We start from the raw sequence: 17,277 nt of genomic DNA, 5'->3' as shown, positions 1-17,277 counted from the left end.
GCCGGTCTAGTTTCAGTATTCCGCATCGCCTCACCTGCGAACGTTGGAGGATATTAATGATTCTGACTATTTTCACTGGCGGTACGACATATCATGCAGCGTCGGGAGCTATTCTTAGGCGCTTGATTGGAGAGTTGGTGACCGGCGGGCCCGACCGAGGGCCAGATGTGGTTGGACAGCCAAAGGGTGGCATTCTTGCAACGTTTGTGCTCTTGGCGCCACATAGGGATCCGATGAAATCAGATCGGTATTTTGACAGCTGTCTTCAGGTCTCGACAAATCCGCTTACAGGATATGGCGCATTGAGGTGGCAAGTTCCCGAGGATTCCGTAGTTCGAGTGGATCGGGAGATTGCGAGGAGTGTGTGGACCTCCAGGAATCCGGAACCGCCGGTGTTGGATCAAAACGTTGTTGCTGATTTGGGCGATTGGAGGCTCTTCGAGCCCCGCAATACGCTGCCGGTATCTGATATTCGTGCGGCCGTCGAGGAATTTTGCGAACTAAGAAGCGGTCAGAGGCCTACGGCGATTTGCTGGGATCGTGGTGACTTTGGCGCGTACCACTCTCTGAATGGACAGGCGGATGTGCCACCTTCCTACTGTCAGGATCCGTGGTGCAGAGATTCGGGTACACGGCACCCATTGCACTGATGAAGGTTCTCGGTGGCGCTTCATGCAAGATGGAATCTCCCTTTCGGTGAGACGGTATTCATTACTCGATCATGAAGGTTATGCGCGAATTTCGCGTTGATGTCGCTGTTTGTTGAACTTCAATTTGCTTCTCGATGTGTGCAAGCGAATTTGACGCTCCGTCAGGCGGTGTCTGGCGAGGCGTCTGTGTGGGGTGACGGCAGTAGTTGACGGCAACGTCAGCGGACGAGGGCGGCGCCGGGTGGCGGTTCGTCGCCGTCGGAGCGTGCCGTCTTGGTGTTCTCCGGGCTGTCGAGTGCGGTGCTGAGGGTGTCGATGGCGTCGCGCTGGAGGCGGAGTCGGACGTGGGCGTAGACGGTGGCGGTGACGCCGATGTGGGCGTGGCCGAGGAGTTCCTTGATCACGACGAGTTCGACGCCCTGTTCCAGGAGCAGGGTGGCGGTCGAGTGGCGGAGGTCGTGGAAGCGGATGCGGCGGAGGCCGGCCTTGCGGAGGAGCGCGATGAAGGTGCGGGTCAGGTTTGTCGGGTCGATCGGTCGACCCTGCGCTGTGGTGAACACGTGCCCGCTGTGCTGCCACGCCGTGTCTGCGGTCGCACGTTCGTGCCGCTGCTGTTCGTGGTGGTGCTTCAGCGACTGGACGCAGCGGGTAGGGAGGGCGATGCGGCGTTCGGAGGCCCGGGTCTTGGTGGGCAGCGTGGTGAGCCCGCCTGCGGCCTTGCGCTGCAAGGTTCGGCGGATCGCGGCGGTGCCCGCGTCAAGGTCGAGGTCTTCCCAGTGCAGGCCGAGGAGTTCGCCCTTGCGGAGTCCGGTGTGGAGGGCGAGTTCGAACAGGGCATGCAGCCGGTGGCCTTGGGCGGCGGTGAGGAACTGGCGGGCTTCCTCGGCGGTGAGGGGTTCGATGCGTCGGGGCCGTGGGGTGCCGGTGCGGACGTTGCGGGCGACGTTGCGGGGGATCTCCTCTTCTCGGACGGCGTGCTCCAAAGCGGACTTGAGCACGGAGTGGATATACGCCAGCGTCAGTGGGGAGAGCCGTTTGGAGCAGCACGTCCCGGCGGCGCAGCAACGGGGTTCATTACGGCCCCCATCGAGGCCGCGCGTGCAGCACTGGCAGGTGGTGCGGAGCTGGTTGAGCCAGGTGCGGACGTCCTTGGCGGTGAGCTTGGCGAGCTTCTTCCGTCCGAGGCCAGGGATGAGGTAGTTGTTCACGCAGGCGGTGTAGCGGGTGTGGGTGTTCTCGCGGAGTTGGTGTACGGCGACGGCCTCCAGCCAGTACGTCAGATGCGCAGCCAGGCTGCCCTGCGCGGAGGGTGCGGCGAGGCCGCGGTTGCTGTTGGCGATCTTCTCGGTGAGCTTGGCCAGCGCCTCCGTGCGCGAGCTGCCGTAGACGCGGATGCGGCGGCGGGTGTTGCCGGGGGCGAGTACGTATCCGGCGGCTTCCCAGCGGCTGTCCTTGCGCTGGTAGACGGTTCCGTCGCCGTTGGCACGGGTGCGGCGGGAGGCGGGGGTGTCGCGGGGTGTGGTCATCAGGCGGCGGCTTCCTGGTCGAGGCGGGTGTGGATGAAGTCGGTGAGGGCGTGGGTGGGGATGCGGCGGGCGCGGCCGAGGGTGATGGAGGCGAGTTGCCGGGTGCGGATGAGGTCGTAGACGGCGGTGCGGCCGAGTTGGAGGCGTTCCATGACCTGGGGGACGGTGAGGAGTTCCGTGCTGGCGGTCACGCGACGGCCCCCGCCCGGACGGCACTGGTCAGCCGATCGGTGGAGTGACCGACCGGGTGAGCGGCGCGGTCACCGGAGCGGTCCGAGCGCCGGGGTCGGGTCGGTTGCTCGGGTCGGGTCTGCCGCGTCGTGGCCAGGAGGTCGGCGAGGTGTTCGAGTTCGGGCAGAAGGCCGGTTCCGGCGTACTGCCAGTGGGAGATGACCAGCGTCGTGTCCGAGTCCACGCGCTGACCGGCGATGTTGCGGAGACCGGGGGCCAGGCCAGTGGTGTGTCCTGCGCGGTCACCGACCGGACTGCCGCCCGTCTGACCGGCCCGCGTCTCAGCCGATGCTGGGGCTGGGGTCTGGGGGTCGGGTTGACCGGTTCGCCAGGCGGTGCGTTCGGCGCGGAGGTGGGCGAGGGCGGTGGAGTAGTGGCGGGTGCGGGTGGAGAAGTGGCCGCGGAAGCCGAGCATGTGGGCCCATTGGCGCAGGCGGAGGTGGGCGTGCTGGGGTTGGGTGGCGAGGTGCCAGGCGGTGTGGATCAGGCGGCGGGCGTGGTCGGTGATGTCGTGGGTGGCGAGTTCGGCGAGGAGCCGGAGGCGGCGGTCGAGGGTGCCGGTGGTGGTCTCGGCGCCCTTGGTGGCGTACTTGGCGATGTAGGCGGCGACGTGCCGCTCGGTGACCGGGCTGTCACCGGTGAAGTCCGTGCCGCGGATCGCGCGGACGTCGGTCTGCCGCCCGAACCGGAACACCGGCCGATCGCCCTGGCCGACCTCCCCGGCCCCGGGCGCGTGCCCGGCAGGCTGCTGCGGCTGGCAGTCATGCGCGACGCGGGTGCGTGTGGCGGCGGCGCGGACGGCATGGTCGAGGAGTTGGACGGTGGCCCAGGCGGGCGGGGCGCTGCCGGGGCCGGTGGGTCCGTCGAGTCGGATGACGGCGTGGAAGTGGACCTGGCCCCGTTTCTGGTACTCGGCGACCTTGGCGTACGAGAGCGTGGCGTGATCGCGCAGGACCCGCTGCGTGAGCCCGGCGGCCTTGGCGATCTCCCGTCGCAGGTGGGTGGTGAAGCGTGCCCACAGGGCCGGGGCGTGCGCGTTCCACAGGATCGCGCCGGTGTAGTCGTAGTGCTCGGGGTCGAGCGGGGTGCCGAGGAGCGGGTCGTCGTCGGGGTGGACCTGGCCGCAGTGGCAGCGGCCGGTGTCGGGCTGGTTGTGGACGGGGCCGAAGCCGGGTGCGGTGAGGGTGGCGAACACGCGCGGGTGCGCGGCGACGCTGGTGGGGACGGTCTTGCCGCCACGCAGGCCGGCGGCGATGAGTTGGTAGGTGTCGTAGCGGTAGACGGTGGAGCAGCCGGGGCAGCGGGTGGCGCGGCGGTTGCCGCAGCGGACCAGCAGTTCGCCCGCCGGAAGTCGGCCGGAGTCGAAGTGATCGAAAATCTCACCGGTCGTGCTGTCGAGTCGGGTGCGGTGCCCGGTGAGGCGGATCGGGTGCGCGCAGCCGCCGAGCGTGCTGATCTGTCGTGCGAGGGGTGCGAGTTGGCCGGTGGCGGCGAGCTTCGCCAGCTTGGCGGTGAGCCTGGCGCGGCGCTCCAGCGCCGACCGTCCTGTCGCCGCAGAAGCGGTGACGGCCGCTGGCCAGGTCGGTGTCGTCAACGCCGATGGCGAGGGATGCGAGGCGGCTGGAATGGTTGTGGAGTATGGGAGTTGGAGGTGTGCGGGCATGCGGGAAGGGGCCTTTCGGCGGGAGCGCGGAAGCGGAACGGTGCGGCGTGGGCAGGCCGAAGTGATCGGCTCACAGGGGAACGGGGGCGCCTCGAAGTTGGGCGCGGGGGCCGGACCAGGGGTCTGGTCGGCGGGGCGCGGTGGTGATCACCGGCGGGTGCGTGACGTTAACATCGCCTCACCGGCGCATTCAAGTGCATCCCTCCTGATTCCTTTCTGGTGGGTGGTGGGACGCGGGTAGTGTGGGGCCGGTTTCCCGGTTTGGACGGGCCGGATTGTGCTGGTAGAGGGCGTGGAAAGCGGGGTGACCGGCGTGGTGGTGGGGCGGCGCGGGCGGAGGCCGGCGGGCAGCAGGGTGCCGCTGACGTTCGAGGTGATCGCCGAGATTCTGCGTGAGCGGATCCGCTCTGGTGGGCTGCGGCCGGGAGACGCGCTGCCGACACAGGCCGTGTTGATGCGGGAGTTCGGGGCGGCGAGCCTGACCGTGCAGAAGGCCATGGTTCTGCTGAAGCAGGAGGGGTGGGCGGTCTCCCGCCCCGGGAAGGGCGCCTTCGTCGCCCACCACGATGACCCCGACGACCTCGACGGCCCGGAGGCGACCGCACCCATCGGCGGGACGACGGCCCGCGTCGAGGAGCTGGAACGAGCGCTGACCGAGGCCGCTCAGCAGATCGCCGATCTCCGGGGCCGCGTCGAAGCCCTGGAGACGGGCGGCGGCAAGCGGGCCCACTGACCCGCCGTGCCGGGTGGCCCGGGGGCGTGCGTTCAGATTTTCTCTACGAGGTTCAAGCGGGCCCCGCCCGTCTGAACCGGCCGAATATCACCGACCGGCCCACCATCGGGCGAGCAGCCGACGCCCGCGCGAGGTGCTGGCAGACGGCCGGACCCAGGCGCGAGCTGGGCCCAACCTGGTGCCTCCGGGAGCAAGTTGTGGGCGTGAGCCCTTGCGCGTCGCACAGCAAGTTGTCGCCTACGACCGTCCTACGGCCGGATCGCAGGCACAGGGCCAGCCAGGGGGCCGACCTTCAACATCCGTCGCCGGGCTCACCGAGGGCGGTGGCCGGCACCGCCTCCAGCGGGGAGCGATACCCCCAGCGACCCGCCTTCTCAGCGGACCCCTCCCCACCCGGCCTCCGCGCTGCCGCACTGGCGGAGGCACCGGCACCGCCCCGACGCCCGAGGACCGCCCTCCCCGGCGAACGGGCCGCCGGGGGAAGCGCCAGACAGGAACACACGCGGGGACATCGACCAAATTCCTGGCAATCCCCGGGCGACTGCCCGCACGCCGGCGGGGGTGAACCTCTGCCGATCCAGCTGTCCGAGGCCGCGGGGCCGTCCTACACTGCTGGCGTGACCGCTGCATACGACTACGAGGACATGCACCACCTGGTGGACCGGCTCACCCCGACCCAGGTGAGACGCCTGCGCCTGCTCGTCACCCAGGATGAGGAACTGTCACAGGTTGCCCAGTCGCTGCCGGCAGTCGATGCGAACGAGGCCGAGGAGTCGGTCCCGGCCGGGCTGCTGGCCCTGATCGGCAGCGTGAATGGCCCAGAGGATCTGGCTGAACAGCACGACGACTACATCCGCGAGCGGATGCGCGAGCGCTTCGGCGACTCGGCGTGATTGCCACGGTCCTGGACACCGGACCCCTGGCTGCGGCGTTCAACGCGGCCGACCGGCGTCACCCGGAGTGCGCCTCCCTGCTGACGTCGCTGACCGGCCGCCGTCTGCTGCCCAGTCCGGTCATGACCGAGGTCTGCTGGCTGCTGGAGCGCTGGCCCCAGGTCGAAGCGGCGTTCCTCGCCGAGGTCGCACGGGGAACATTCGAGCTGGTCCACCTCACTCCCACCGACCTGACGCGCATGGGTGAGCTGGTCCTCCAGTACGCCGACTTCCCGCTCGGCGGAGTCGACGCCTCGGTCATCGCGGTAGCCGAACGCTTCGACGTGGACCGGGTGGCCACTCTCGACCGGCGGCACTTCAGCGTCGTGAAGCCCGCCCACGTCCCCGTGCTGACACTCCTGCCATAGCCGACCAGCGGTCTACACCTCTGACGGCAGCGCTGACGGCAACAAGCACGGACTACAGGGCACAGTCACGGACACCAGCGGAACCCGAAACCGCCGCTGATCTGCGAAAACGCAGATAGGGAGGGTCTGCGTAGCACACGTACTATGTGCTGGCGGGGGCTACGCCGGTCCTCGTACACAACTGCAATGGCGGCACCACTGTTTATCGAGGAGTGGCGGAGATTAGCGGCGAGACCGGCGAGCTGAACCCTGCTTTCGACGACGCAGTCGAGGGGATCGCTCGACCGCGTGGCGGTACCTCCAGTCCTGAGTTGCACCATCTGGGTCACACCGATAGCGAATACACGAGCTGGACCACCTCCGAAGCAGCTGCCATTAGAGCGGCTACAAAGGGCGGCGGAAATGGAGTTGTCCTCAAGGGATCCGTTCCTCCTGGCAGATTCCATGTCCACCCGAACGATGAGCCTTGGGGAGATTCGGATCTTAGGGGCGAGTTCGAGGTCATCATCCAGGGGGAAATGCGCGGGACTCCGCGCGCTGTCTGGCCCGGCGCCGGGGGAAGTTAAATAAGAGGAATCCGCCATGTTGCTCGAAGTTACAAGAGGGAAAATAAGCGAAGTCGTTCGCAAGTCTGGCTGCGAAGCCGTAAGGATGGTTCCTCGTGAGACTCTTGAGGCGATCCTCGACGGCCTCGACGAGAGTGTTCCCATTGGAATTGGATCGGCCGCTATGTTCAGGTCCACATATCACGATCGGCACGATTCGATCAAAGAATTTCGCGAGGCAAATTTCGGCTGGCGCCAGTTCTTTGACGCGTTGAACGAGGCCAAGGAATCCGTTGGAATACTCGCCGCGCGTGGCAATGGATGGAGGATGATTCTCCTGGTGAATGAATCGGCGGATTCCGTGATTGCCTGTCTGGTCAGGCCGCCGAGTCGTGCCGACTGGCCGACAGAAGCCGACAAGACGTAACTGAATACCAGGGGTCGATGGTAACCCCGCCGATACGGTTCCAGCGGGTCCCATGCAATGCGCGGACGGTCCGATCTCAGCGGCGCGAGAACTGCGAATACTGCCTCCTACTTCCGGGCGCCCCGCAAAGAGAGTTGACAGCGGCCCCCGTTGCCAGGGCTGATGCGTTCTCGTTCGGCGAGATGAGCAGATCACCTGGTTGTGCTGCCTGACAGGTGGTTCGCCTGGTTGGAAGCAGCGGACGCGGCGCCAGATGATCAAGGTTGCTGAGGCCGAAGATCAAGAGCTGGAGCCGCGTCTGCGTGTCATCTTCCCTGATCGGCGTCCTCGTCCGCCACTGTGAGGACGCCGACCCGCCGTTCCTGCCCGCCGCCGAGTCGGAACTGGTCACGTTGTTTGTGGTGTTGAGCGCAGTTCCCGATCGTCGCCTGGTGCGCGGCCGCGGCTACCGGCTGGGCACGCTGCTCGCACTGTGCCTGGTCGCCGTGGTCGGCAGGGCACGCTCCCTGACTCAGACCGCCCGCTTCACCACCGACGGGGGACCGGACCTGCGCGCGGCGCTCGGGCCACACCGGGCCACGCCGAACGCTTCCACTCTGGGGCGGCTGCCGGCCCGCCTGGACGGTAACGAGGTCGACTACGCGATCGGCGTCTGGCCGGCCCGCTATTGCACCGACCCGGTCGAGGAGCCCGGCGACACGCTGGTCGGACCGGCCCGGGATGGCAAGACCGTGCGCGGCTCCTGCCTCGACGGTGCCGCCGTCCACCTGCGCGGCATCGTGGTCACCGCCGACGCGATGCACACCCAGCACGGCCACGCCAAGACGATCGTCGCCCCGGGCGGCCACTACGTCCCGGGTGGTGAAGGGCAATCAGAAGAAAGGAGTGCACCGTCCGCTGTGGCCTGCTGTTCCCGCACGCCGTGCAGGCGATGGAGATCAAGCGCCGCCGCACCCACCGCAAGACCGGCAAGGTCGAGAAGAAGACCGTCTACGCCGTCACGAGCCTCACGCCCGAGCAGGCAACTGGCCCAACTCATAAAGGAACACCGGTCGGTGGAAGCCCTGCACCAAGTCCGGGACGTGACCTATGCGGAGGACGCCTCACGCGTACGCACCGGGACTGCGCCGTGGATCATGGCCACCCTGCGCAGTGCTCGCCGCCAAGCTCCTTGGACACGTTGGCGACGTCACACGCTTTCCCACTGAGCACCACTTCGCCAGCTACACCGGCACAGCACCCCTGGACGCCTCCAGCGACAAGAACACCCGCCACCGCCTCAACACCGGAGGTAACCGCGCGTTGAACTCCGTACTGCACATCATCGCGGTTTGCCAGATTCGTGAGGGCGGCCGTGGTCAGGACTACTACCTGCGGAAAATCACCGAAGGCAAGACCGCCTGCGGAGGCCCGCAGGCCCTCAAACGACGCCTCTCGAACGTTGTCTACCGCCCCCTCAAGCGCGACCGCCACACGACCTTCGCCGCGGCCGCTTGACACACAGAGGCACTCATCAGCGTCTCCGACGGCACCTCCCGGCCCGGTGACACCACCCACCAAGGTCATGCCTTCGGCAGGGGGCAACAGTCATGCCGGGCCCGGAGGCCAGCGGCCCTCTTGCAGGACCGCGGAAAACATAATGAGGGCGACGACCGAGACGGCTTCGTGGGTGCGGAGGGAGCCGAAGGCCCATTCGCCGTCCTTGACCATGACGTGGAGGGTTCCGCCGAGCGGTGTGTTCGTGAGGACCTGGTGGTCGTGATACGTCCCATGATGCGGGCGTCGAGGCGGGCATTGGTGTCACTGAATGTGATGTGTCGCAGGGTCAGTCGGCTCGGCAGAGACTGGCGAACAGGGAAGCCAAGCGGTTTCGTTGCGCCGAACGGAAGGGCAGAGTGCCATTCGATTCTCCCCGGATTCTCCCCAGCGCCGACAAGTTCTTAAAAGGCCAGGTCAGAGGCTCGGTCATGACAGGGCGAGGAGATCACCCGCATCACTTCTCCCCAGGGACTCCCCACGGCTGATCCTCGCTCGATCCGCAGTAGATGCGTGAGCAGAGTGTGAACAGGAACTGGGCGTGGCGCGAGGGGCTAGAGCCAGTCCCGCCGCTTGAAAATCACGTACAAACCGGCACAAACAACCCCCATTAGACCGATCGCGAAGGGGTATCCGAAGGTCCACCCAAGCTCAGGCATGTGCTCGAAGTTCATCCCGTAGATCGTCCCGACCAGCGTCGGAGCGAACAGAATAGCCGCCCATGAAGAGATCTTTTTGATCTCCTCGTTCTGTTCGAAGCCCGCCTCCGCCAGCGCTCGCATCTCGGCGTTCTGTTGCTGGGTGACGAGGGTGGCGTTGACGGTGAGGATGTCGGTGAGGGCCTGGCGGAAGCCGTCGACGCGTTCGCTGGTGTGGGTGACGTGGTCGGCGACGTCGCGGAGGTAGCGCTGGAGTTCCTCGTCGGTGCCGTACTTGGCGAAACCCGCCATCAGGGCGTGCAGCATGCCCACCAGGGGGCGGGTCGCGCGCTGGAACTCGACCATTTCTCGGGAGAGTTCGTAGATGCGGCGGGACACCTCGGGGTCGCCGCGGAAGACCTCGGTCTCGATCTCGTCGATGTCGTTCTGGACGCCGGAGACGACGGGGACGTAGCCGTCGACGACCGAGTCGAGGATCGCGTAGAGGACGGCTTCGGGGCCCAGCTTCAGCAGCTCCGGGGAGTCCTCCATGCGACGACGCACCGCCGACAGGTCCGGCGCCGCGCCGTGCCTGACGGTGATCACGAAGTCGGGGCCCACGAACACGTGCAGCTCGCCGAAGTCGACCTCCTCCGGCGCGTCCAGATAGCGCGCGGCGCGCAGGACGACGAAGAGTGTGTCGCCGTAGCGCTCCAGCTTCGGACGCTGGTGTGCCTCCATCGCGTCCTCGACGGCGAGCGGATGCAGGTCGAACTCGGCGGCCAGGGAAAGGAGTTCGGCCTCCGTGGGACGGGCCAGGCCGATCCATGCCATCCCGGACGGCTGGTCGCGCAGCTCTCGGAAGGTGTCGGCGAGGGAGGCGGGGGTCGAGACCCGTACCCCGTCGCGGTACAGGGCCGCCTGTACGACGCTGTCGGCGTCGGCGGGTTCCGGCTCCGGCGGGTCGGCGCGCGGCGCCGGGGGCGTCGGGCCGGTCGCGGCCGGCGCGTTCAGGGCGCGCCGCCAGACGGACTTCTTGCCGTTCCTGGCGGCCGGACGGGGGCGTCGCTCGGACATTGCGGCTGCCTCCCATGTCGCGGGTACGTCGCTGTGATCACGGAGAAGGATATACGGGTCAAATGTCGCGGGCGGAAGAGGGCTTGTCGTCCGGGCGTCCGTGGGGAGGGATCCGTGGATCGCGGACCGAAGGTGTCCGCATTGCTCGTTAGCGTGCACACCATGACGACGAAGACGAGCGGCGGCGGCCACCCCGCCGCACCCGCTCCCGGACCCGCACCGGGACCGGTACCGGGACCGGCACTCGCACCCGTGCTCGACCCGCGCGCTCTCAACCGCGCGACCCTCGCCCGTCAGCTCCTCCTGCGCCGGTCCGCCGGTCGCAGTGCCACGGACGCCGTCCGGCACCTCGTAGGTCTTCAGGCGCAGAACGTGAAGCCGCCGTACTACGCTCTCGCCGCCCGGCTGGAGGGGTTCCGGCCCGAGGAGCTGTCGACGGCCATGGAGGACCGGGCCGTTGTCCGCATCGTGACCCTGCGCTCCACCATCCACACCCACACCGCCGACGACGCCCTCACCCTGCGACCGCTGGTGCAGGGAGCCCGCGACCGGGAGTTGAACCACTTCCGCAAGGGACTCGCGGGGGTCGACCTCGACCGGCTCGCCGCGATCAGCCGGGAGCTGGTGGAGACCGAGCCGCGCACGATGAAGCAGCTGCGCGAGGAACTGCTCGTCCACTGGCCGGACGCCGACCCGTTCGCGCTCTCGGTCGCCGCCCGCTGCCGGCTGCCGCTCGTGCAGGTCACCCCGCGCGGCCTGTGGGGCCGAAGAGGCCAGGTCGCGCTCACCACCGCCGAACACTGGCTGGGCCGCCCCACCGAGCCGTCCCCCGGCCCCGACGCGGCCGTGCTGCGCTACCTCGCCGCGTTCGGGCCCGCCTCCGTCAAGGACATGCAGACCTGGGCGGGGCTGACCCGGCTGCGCGAGGCCTTCGAACGCCTGCGCCCGCGGCTTCTCACCTTCCGCGACGCGAACGGCGTCGAGCTCTTCGACCTGCCCGACGCGCCCCGCCCCGACGCCGACACCCCGGCCCCACCCCGTTTCCTGCCGGAGTTCGACAACCTGCTCCTCTCGCACGCCGACCGCTCCCGGGTGGTGCCCGCCGGCCTCAAGGGGCGTACCTGGGCGGGCAATCAGGCGTACTGCACGCTGCTCGTCGACGGATTCCTGGCAGGCCTGTGGCGGCAGGAGGGGGAGGTGCTCACCATCGAGACCTTGGGCCGGCTCACGAAGGCCCAGCGGGACGAGGTGACGGAGGAGGCCGAGAGGCTGCTCCGGACGGTGTCCGGCGCGTCGACGTCGTACGACATCCGCTTCGGGACCGTGGCCGCGTAAGTCACGTCACCGGAGGACTCAGTCCGCGCGGCCCGTCACCGCCACCGTCACCCCGAGCCCGATCAGGGTGCAGCCGCCCGCACCCCCGATCAGCGACAGCCGACGGTCCGAGCCGGCGAACCAGGAGCGGGCCGCGGAGGCCGTCAGCCCCCACAACGTGTCGGTGACCAGCCCGATGGAGATCGGGATCAGACCGAGCGTCAGCATCTGCGCGGGGACTCGTCCCGCCGAGTGGTCCACGAACTGCTCGACGACATTGCCGAGCGCCGTCATCACCGCCGTGCGCCGACCGTGCGCGAGCGCCCGCCTGATCGCTGCCGTCCCGACATGGAACGGCGGCGACTCGTCCACGAGGTGCCGGCGGGCAGTTGGGGCAGTGCGGGGAAGCTGGCCGCCGACAAGTAAGGGGAAGAACGGGGGAGGAAATGGATAGGGGGCGTTGCGGGCCGCTCGTGGAGGCTCGCAACGCCCCCTGGCTTTCACCTGAGGGATGCTCAGGAGACCGAGGGAGCTCGCGGCGCCGGTGGCTGACGAACAGTCATCGGAGTCCGCTGAACGGTGATTACGAGTTGATCTGCGTCTTCACCAGGTTCGAGAAGGTCGTCAGGCGGGTGTAGACGCCCGGGTAGCCGGCCTCCGCGCAGCCCTCGCCCCAGGACGTGATGCCCGCCAGGACGCCGCCGATGAGCAGCGGGCCGCCGCTGTCGCCCTGGCAGGTGTCGACGCCGCCGGAGGTGTATCCGGCGCAGACCATGTCGCTGGCGACGAAGTCGGAACCGTAGGAGCTGGCGCAGCTGGTGTTGGACACGATCGGAACGGTCGCGGTGCGCAGCTGGTTGGAGGAGCTGCCGTTCTCCGAGGTGGTGCCCCAGCCGATGATGCGGGCGGTGGCGCCCGTCGCGTACACGCCGGTGTCCGTGGAGGCGACGTAGGACGCCGGGGTGTACGACATCGACGTCGACAGGGTCAGTACGGCCACGTCGTCGCCGTTGGTGGCGTCGGTGTAGTCGGGGTTGATCCAGATCTTGCTGACCTTGCTGACGGTGCCGTTCGTGCCGTTGAGGTACGTTCTGCCGCCGACGACGCGGACGCTGCTCGTGGTCTCGCCGACCATGCAGTGGGCGGCGGTGACGACCTTGTTGGCCGCGACCAGGGTGCCACCGCAGAACTGGTTCTGCGAGGCGTCCGTGATCTGCATCATGAACGGGTACGCGGTGGTGGTGGTCGTCGTGCCGCCGACGATCGGCTGGGGGGCGGCGACGGCGCCGGGTGCGCACAGGAGAGCGGTCGCGGCAGCGGCAGCGGTCGCCGTACAGAGGGCGGCGGTCTTCTTGGCGCGGTTGAGCCCGAACATGGATCTCCTCAGAAGTTGCCGGTGGGGGGACGCGCGGGTGTGGGGGGTGAGGCACGGCGACTGTGGGCTGACGCCGTATGCCCGAGCGAGCGGCACGACGCTCACGCTAGAAGGCGGAACGTTCCGCATCCAAGAGGGGAAGCCCCTAGGCGAGTTGCGGGAGGGAAAACCCTTGCTCGAGGTACGCGGGGTTTAAGGACCTGTCCGCCGAACCCTCGGCTGCGGGTGAGCGTGGACCGGTCGCGCGGTTCCCCGCGCCTCTTCAGGGCGCGGGGAACCGTCGTCCCCCGTGTCCGCACCGAAATTCACCCGCTCCGGCGCCCCGCAGCCAGCCGAACGATGTCCACCCGCGAGCGAATCCCCAGCTTCCGGTACACCCGAGTGAGCGTCGCCTCGACGGTCTTCACGCTGATGAACAGCCGCGCGGCGATCTCCCGATTGGTGGCGCCCTCCATGACCAGCGCCGCGACCTGACGCTCCGTCGCGGCGAGACTGTCGAGCGCGGCGGGGGCCAACGGCGTCGTGGCCGTCGCCGCCGCCGGACCGGTCGCGCTCGCGGACTCCACCTGGCGCAGCCACGGCAGCGCCCGGCAGCGGCGGAACAACCGGGTCGCCTCGTCGTAGGAGGTCGGCCCCGGCCGGTGGGTACGCAGCCCCGCGAGGGCGTACGCGGCCCGGGCCTCCTCCAGGCCGTAGCCCAGCTTGCCCAGCCGGTCCTGAGCGGCCGTCAGCTGACGTATCGCGGGCCCCTGTTCGCCGCGCGCGGCCCGCACCAGCGCCTCCGCCCGGTCGAGCACGGCGAGCACGCTCTCCCGCCCGAGCCGTAGCGCCCGTACCCGCGTGGCGTCGATGACGTCCTGCGCCTCGACCGGCTCACCGATCCGCACCAGCGCCTCGGCGAGGTCGCCGTGCCAGCGCCCCCGGGCCGGGTCCGTGACCCCGAGCCGCTCCTCCAGCTCCCGTACCCGCCGCAGGGACTGCACCACCGCGAGCGAGTCCCCCGCCACCAGCTGGGCGTGCCCGAGGGCGCCCAGGGCACGCGAGAGATAGACCAGGTCGCCGTCCTCCTCGGCGCGGTCCACGGCCTCCCGGGCCAGCGCCAGCGCCCGGTCCACATCGCCGCCCGCGGCCTCGGCGAGCGAGGTGAACATGGCGGTGGCCGCCTCGCCGATGCCCGTGTCGCGGGCCAGCCGCAGGCTCTCCCGGGCCAGGTCGAGCGCCCGCCCGCAGTGCCCGGAGCGCAGTTCGGTCTCGGCGAGCCCGCGCAGGAAGTGCACCTCGCTCTCGACCATCCCGCGCCGCCGCACCTCACGCAGCAGGGCGGTGATCGTGGTGCGGGCCTCGGCGAGCTGGTCGCCCATGATCAGCCAGCGGAAGCGGGCGGCGCCGGCGCCGTTGTGGTCGCAGGCCACCCGGGGGTCCTGCGGCTCGCGCATCGCCCGCTGGATGGTGGCGGGTGCGCCCGGGTGGCCCATCAGGGTCTCCATCTGGGCCTGGAAGCCCAGCGCGAGGAGTTCGGTGGGCCGGTCGCCGGCGCGGGCGGCGAGCTGCGCGGCGATCGCGGCCTCCTCGCGGCCCTTGGCCATCTCGCCCTCCACCAGCAGGGCCCGCCAGGCGAGTTGGTAGCGCACGAGCGCGAGCAGTCGCGGGTCCTCGCCCGCGTCCGCGAGCGCCTGCGGGAAGACCGCGTCTATCTCGGCCATGGCCTGCCCCGCCGCGTCGATCACGACCATCCAGGCGCGGACGCGGTCCGCGGGCGCGGTCACCCGGCTGAGCACCTCGCGGGCGATGTCCCGCGCGAGGTCCGACTCCCCGGCGGTCAGCGCGTCCTCGGCGGCCTGCAACCGCCGCTCGTCCGGGCCGGGCACGGTCTCCGGGGGAGTGTGCCGGGCCGCCAGCAGTCCGAGCCCGGCGGCGACCGAGGGCGCACCCCGGTCCCTGGCCGCGGCCGCCGCCTCCCCGAGCCGGGCGGCGACCTGCGGATCGGTACCGGTGGTGGCCAGGGCGAGATGCCGGGCCCGCTCGATGGGGTCGGAGGCCGCGGTGGAGAGCGCGGCATGGGCGGCGCGCCGCTCCTGGGCGCTAGCCTCCGCGTACAGGGCGGCCGAGATCATCGGATGCGCGAACCGGATGCCCGGTGTCTCACGCTCGGTCGCCAGCAGCCCGAGCGAGGCGGCGTGCGCGGTCTCCGCCTCGGCGTTCTCACGCCCGGCGGCGTGCAGCAGCGCCAGCGTGGGGCGGGCGCCCGCGCTCGCGACGAGCAGGGTGCGGCGGGCCTCGGCGGAGAGCATCTCCAGACGGCTGAGGACGAGCGCGCGCAACGAGGTCGGCACGGGCAGCGGTTCGCCGGGGCTCGGCCGGGCGGGATTCTCGGCGAGCGCGCGGCCGAGCTCCAGCGCGAAGAGCGGGTTGCCGCCGCTGGTGCGGTGGATGTCGCGGACGGTCGTGCGGGGCAGGCCGGTGTAGCCGCGGTGGCCGAGGAGTTCGGCGACCTGCGCGCGGGAGAGCGGGTTGAGCCGCACGGCGAGGGTGTCCGGCGGGGACGCGCGTAGATAGCGGTCGTGCTGTTGGTCCCGTGGCTCGGTGTCGGTGCGCACCGCGCACAGCATCCGCACAGGCATCTCGCCGAGCCTGCGGGCGGCGAAGCCGAGCAGTTCGGCGCTGGCCGGATCCAGCCACTGGAGGTCGTCGGCGACGATCAGGACCGGGCCCTGGGCGGCCAGGGCGCGGAGCACGGAGAGGACCGCCAGGCGCAGGGCGAGGCCGTCCCGTTGCAGGGTCGATTCCCCGCGGCCGGTGAGGGCCGATTCCAGGGCGGTGCGCTGCGGGGCGGGCAGTCGGTCGGAGACCTCGTCCACCACCAGGCCGAGGAGGTCGGCCAGAGCGAGGAAGGGCAGATGGGATTCGGACTCGGTCGCCGAGCAGCGCAACACGGTGCGTGCCGATTCGGCGCATTCCGCGGCCAACGCACGCAGGACGGTGGACTTTCCTATTCCCGCGGGGCCGTGCACCAGCACACTGCCTCCGCCGGAGAGCTGCTCGCGCGCGCCGGCGAAGAGCTCCTCCCGGCCGATGACCAGGTCGGGGCGGGGTCTCGCAGGCTCCTTGAAGTCCCCTCGCACGGTCACCGCTCCCCTCGCATGTCGTGTCCTAGCCAATATTAGGCAACGACTCTTTGAATTTCGGAGTCTCAGGGTGGTGAGGGAAATAACAGGGCGTTCGCATGGGGTATTTCAGTGTGCCCCCGCTTGAATGAAAAGCGCCAGATGGGGGCCGCGGGGCGGTCGATATCGGGGTCCGCGAAGCGGTCAAAAGGGGCGGTCGGGTGGGAAACCGTCGTGGGGCGACGGGGAAAAGGCCGCAGAGCGGCCGAAGCCGGGGCGGTCGGAAAGCTACGGCAGCAATCCGGCACGCCGCGCGGCGACCACCGCCTCCAGCCGAGTGTGCGCGCCAAGCTTGCGCATGGCCGAGCGCAGATACCCCTTGACCGTCTCCGGCCGCAGCCCCAACCGCTCGGCGGCACCCCCGTTGGTGGCCCCGGCCGCGACGCAGGCGAGAACGTCCACCTCGCGCGGGGCGAGGCCGACGTGAGGCGACCGGGCGTCGGACGCCGCCGCACCGGCCAGCCGCCCGCACACGTCGAGCAGTTCGGCCCGCAGCGCCGGGTCCACGATGCGCGGCGCCAGCGCCCGCAGCGCCCCGTGCGCCTCGCGGACCTCTTCCCACGCGGGGCTCCCGGCCGCCGGTTCGGGCTCCCGGGCGACGCTCAGCAGCCCCTGCGCCTCGTCCCGTACGACCAGCGCCTGCTCCACATCCCGGGCCGCCGCCACCGCCGCGCCGAGTGTGCGGTCACCCAGGGGCCGGGCCGTCCGCAGGGCGCCGTACAACACCCCGCGCACCCGGCGGTGTACGACGACGGGTACGGCGATCACGGAGCACAGGCCCTCCGTGGCGACCGCCACGTCGTACTCGTGGCTGATCTGCCGCGAGGTGGAGTAGTCCGTCACCGCGCAGGGCCGGGCCAGCGCGACCGCCTTGCCGCCCAGGCCGTTGCCCGAGGACACGGCGAGGGCGCTGAGCGCGGGCGTCGCCGTACCGCTGAGTTCGCTGATACGTACCTGGGCGCGACCGGATTCGACGAGGCCGCCGAAGGCGACCGGCAGTCCCGTGGCGCGCCGCAGTCGTACCAGCGCGCCGCGCATCTCCACCGCCTCGGCCGTGTCTGCTGCCACGTGTTCGCCCCTTCGTCGCGGCGTACCCCC

The 17,277-nt window shown here is 69.7% G+C and carries 15 protein-coding genes and 1 pseudogene; 8 read left to right on the top strand and 8 right to left on the bottom strand.

Annotated features, from left to right (window positions below):
- Positions 1–56 precede the first annotated feature (56 nt).
- On the top strand, positions 57–650 hold the full coding sequence (locus OG568_RS61430; protein WP_358763173.1) for an Imm1 family immunity protein: 594 nt from the start codon (positions 57–59) through the stop codon (positions 648–650).
- 218 nt (positions 651–868) lie between these two features.
- On the opposite strand, the gene OG568_RS12795 is transcribed toward OG568_RS61430, so the two are convergent.
- From OG568_RS12795 to OG568_RS12785, 3 genes are read right to left on the bottom strand one after another with little or no spacing between them, the layout of a single operon-like run.
- Complete coding sequence (locus OG568_RS12795; protein WP_329531571.1) at positions 869–2,176, bottom strand: tyrosine-type recombinase/integrase; 1,308 nt, start codon at positions 2,174–2,176, stop codon at positions 869–871.
- Complete coding sequence (locus tag OG568_RS12790; protein ID WP_329531570.1) at positions 2,176–2,367, bottom strand: helix-turn-helix domain-containing protein; 192 nt, start codon at positions 2,365–2,367, stop codon at positions 2,176–2,178. Before OG568_RS12790 ends, OG568_RS12795 begins: the two co-directional genes overlap by 1 nt.
- The gene (locus OG568_RS12785) at positions 2,364–4,070 is read right to left on the bottom strand and encodes a replication initiator (protein ID WP_329531569.1); all 1,707 of its coding nucleotides are present in this window, start codon (positions 4,068–4,070) and stop codon (positions 2,364–2,366) included. The genes OG568_RS12790 and OG568_RS12785 overlap by 4 nt, the downstream gene beginning before the upstream one ends.
- A gap of 304 nt (positions 4,071–4,374) precedes the next feature.
- Here OG568_RS12785 and OG568_RS12780 point away from each other — a divergent pair, with 304 nt between their 5' ends.
- From OG568_RS12780 to OG568_RS12755, 6 genes are all read left to right on the top strand, one after another.
- A complete protein-coding gene (locus OG568_RS12780) occupies positions 4,375–4,803 on the top strand; it encodes a winged helix-turn-helix domain-containing protein (protein WP_329531568.1) in 429 nt (142 codons plus the stop codon).
- 617 nt (positions 4,804–5,420) lie between these two features.
- Complete coding sequence (locus OG568_RS12775; RefSeq protein WP_329531567.1) at positions 5,421–5,696, top strand: hypothetical protein; 276 nt, start codon at positions 5,421–5,423, stop codon at positions 5,694–5,696.
- Positions 5,693–6,103 (top strand): type II toxin-antitoxin system VapC family toxin, encoded by a 411-nt coding sequence (locus OG568_RS12770; protein WP_329531566.1) that lies wholly within the window; start codon positions 5,693–5,695, stop codon positions 6,101–6,103. Before OG568_RS12775 ends, OG568_RS12770 begins: the two co-directional genes overlap by 4 nt.
- 582 nt (positions 6,104–6,685) lie before the next feature.
- On the top strand, positions 6,686–7,075 hold the full coding sequence (locus OG568_RS12765) for a hypothetical protein (protein WP_329531565.1): 390 nt from the start codon (positions 6,686–6,688) through the stop codon (positions 7,073–7,075).
- 302 nt (positions 7,076–7,377) lie between these two features.
- Positions 7,378–8,283, top strand: a complete 906-nt coding sequence (locus OG568_RS12760; protein WP_329531564.1) for a transposase family protein — start codon at positions 7,378–7,380, stop codon at positions 8,281–8,283.
- Positions 8,228–8,572, top strand: coding sequence for an IS110 family transposase (locus tag OG568_RS12755; RefSeq protein ID WP_329531563.1), 345 nt, complete (start codon positions 8,228–8,230; stop codon positions 8,570–8,572). Before OG568_RS12760 ends, OG568_RS12755 begins: the two co-directional genes overlap by 56 nt.
- Positions 8,573–9,165: 593 nt before the next feature.
- Here the strand turns inward: OG568_RS12755 and OG568_RS12750 are convergent.
- Positions 9,166–10,326 carry a magnesium and cobalt transport protein CorA gene (locus OG568_RS12750; protein WP_329531562.1) on the bottom strand — a complete coding sequence of 387 codons (1,161 nt, stop codon included), beginning with the start codon at positions 10,324–10,326 and terminating at the stop codon, positions 9,166–9,168.
- 162 nt (positions 10,327–10,488) lie between these two features.
- Between OG568_RS12750 and OG568_RS12745 the strand changes: the two genes are divergently transcribed.
- On the top strand, positions 10,489–11,661 hold the full coding sequence (locus tag OG568_RS12745; RefSeq protein WP_329531561.1) for a winged helix DNA-binding domain-containing protein: 1,173 nt from the start codon (positions 10,489–10,491) through the stop codon (positions 11,659–11,661).
- Positions 11,662–11,679: 18 nt separating this feature from the next.
- Here the strand turns inward: OG568_RS12745 and OG568_RS12740 are convergent.
- From OG568_RS12740 to OG568_RS12725, 4 genes and pseudogenes are all read right to left on the bottom strand, one after another.
- Positions 11,680–11,916: pseudogene (locus OG568_RS12740) on the bottom strand (LysE family translocator); the annotation flags it as partial.
- Between the two features lie 307 nt (positions 11,917–12,223).
- Positions 12,224–13,015 carry a S1 family peptidase gene (locus tag OG568_RS12735; protein WP_329531560.1) on the bottom strand — a complete coding sequence of 264 codons (792 nt, stop codon included), beginning with the start codon at positions 13,013–13,015 and terminating at the stop codon, positions 12,224–12,226.
- Positions 13,016–13,320: 305 nt separating this feature from the next.
- Positions 13,321–16,143: a helix-turn-helix transcriptional regulator gene (locus OG568_RS12730; RefSeq protein ID WP_329531559.1), complete on the bottom strand. Its 2,823-nt coding sequence runs from the start codon at positions 16,141–16,143 to the stop codon at positions 13,321–13,323.
- Between the two features lie 264 nt (positions 16,144–16,407).
- A complete protein-coding gene (locus OG568_RS12725; protein WP_329531558.1) occupies positions 16,408–17,247 on the bottom strand; it encodes a helix-turn-helix transcriptional regulator in 840 nt (279 codons plus the stop codon).
- Between the last annotated feature and the right edge of the window lie 30 nt (positions 17,248–17,277).

Origin of the sequence: Streptomyces sp. NBC_01450 (genome assembly GCF_036227505.1) — a bacterium.
In the GTDB taxonomy this organism is placed as follows: domain Bacteria; phylum Actinomycetota; class Actinomycetes; order Streptomycetales; family Streptomycetaceae; genus Streptomyces.
This window is presented reverse-complemented; position numbering and strand designations above follow the sequence as displayed.

Coding starts and splice junctions, on each gene's coding strand:
- OG568_RS12745 (WP_329531561.1), top strand. CDS start 10,489: ATGACGACGAAGACGAGCGGCGGCGGCCACCCCGCCGCACCCGCTCCC.
- OG568_RS12735 (WP_329531560.1), bottom strand. CDS start 13,015: ATGTTCGGGCTCAACCGCGCCAAGAAGACCGCCGCCCTCTGTACGGCG.
- OG568_RS12750 (WP_329531562.1), bottom strand. CDS start 10,326: ATGTCCGAGCGACGCCCCCGTCCGGCCGCCAGGAACGGCAAGAAGTCC.
- OG568_RS61430 (WP_358763173.1), top strand. CDS start 57: ATGATTCTGACTATTTTCACTGGCGGTACGACATATCATGCAGCGTCG.
- OG568_RS12795 (WP_329531571.1), bottom strand. CDS start 2,176: ATGACCACACCCCGCGACACCCCCGCCTCCCGCCGCACCCGTGCCAAC.
- OG568_RS12765 (WP_329531565.1), top strand. CDS start 6,686: ATGTTGCTCGAAGTTACAAGAGGGAAAATAAGCGAAGTCGTTCGCAAG.
- OG568_RS12785 (WP_329531569.1), bottom strand. CDS start 4,070: ATGCCCGCACACCTCCAACTCCCATACTCCACAACCATTCCAGCCGCC.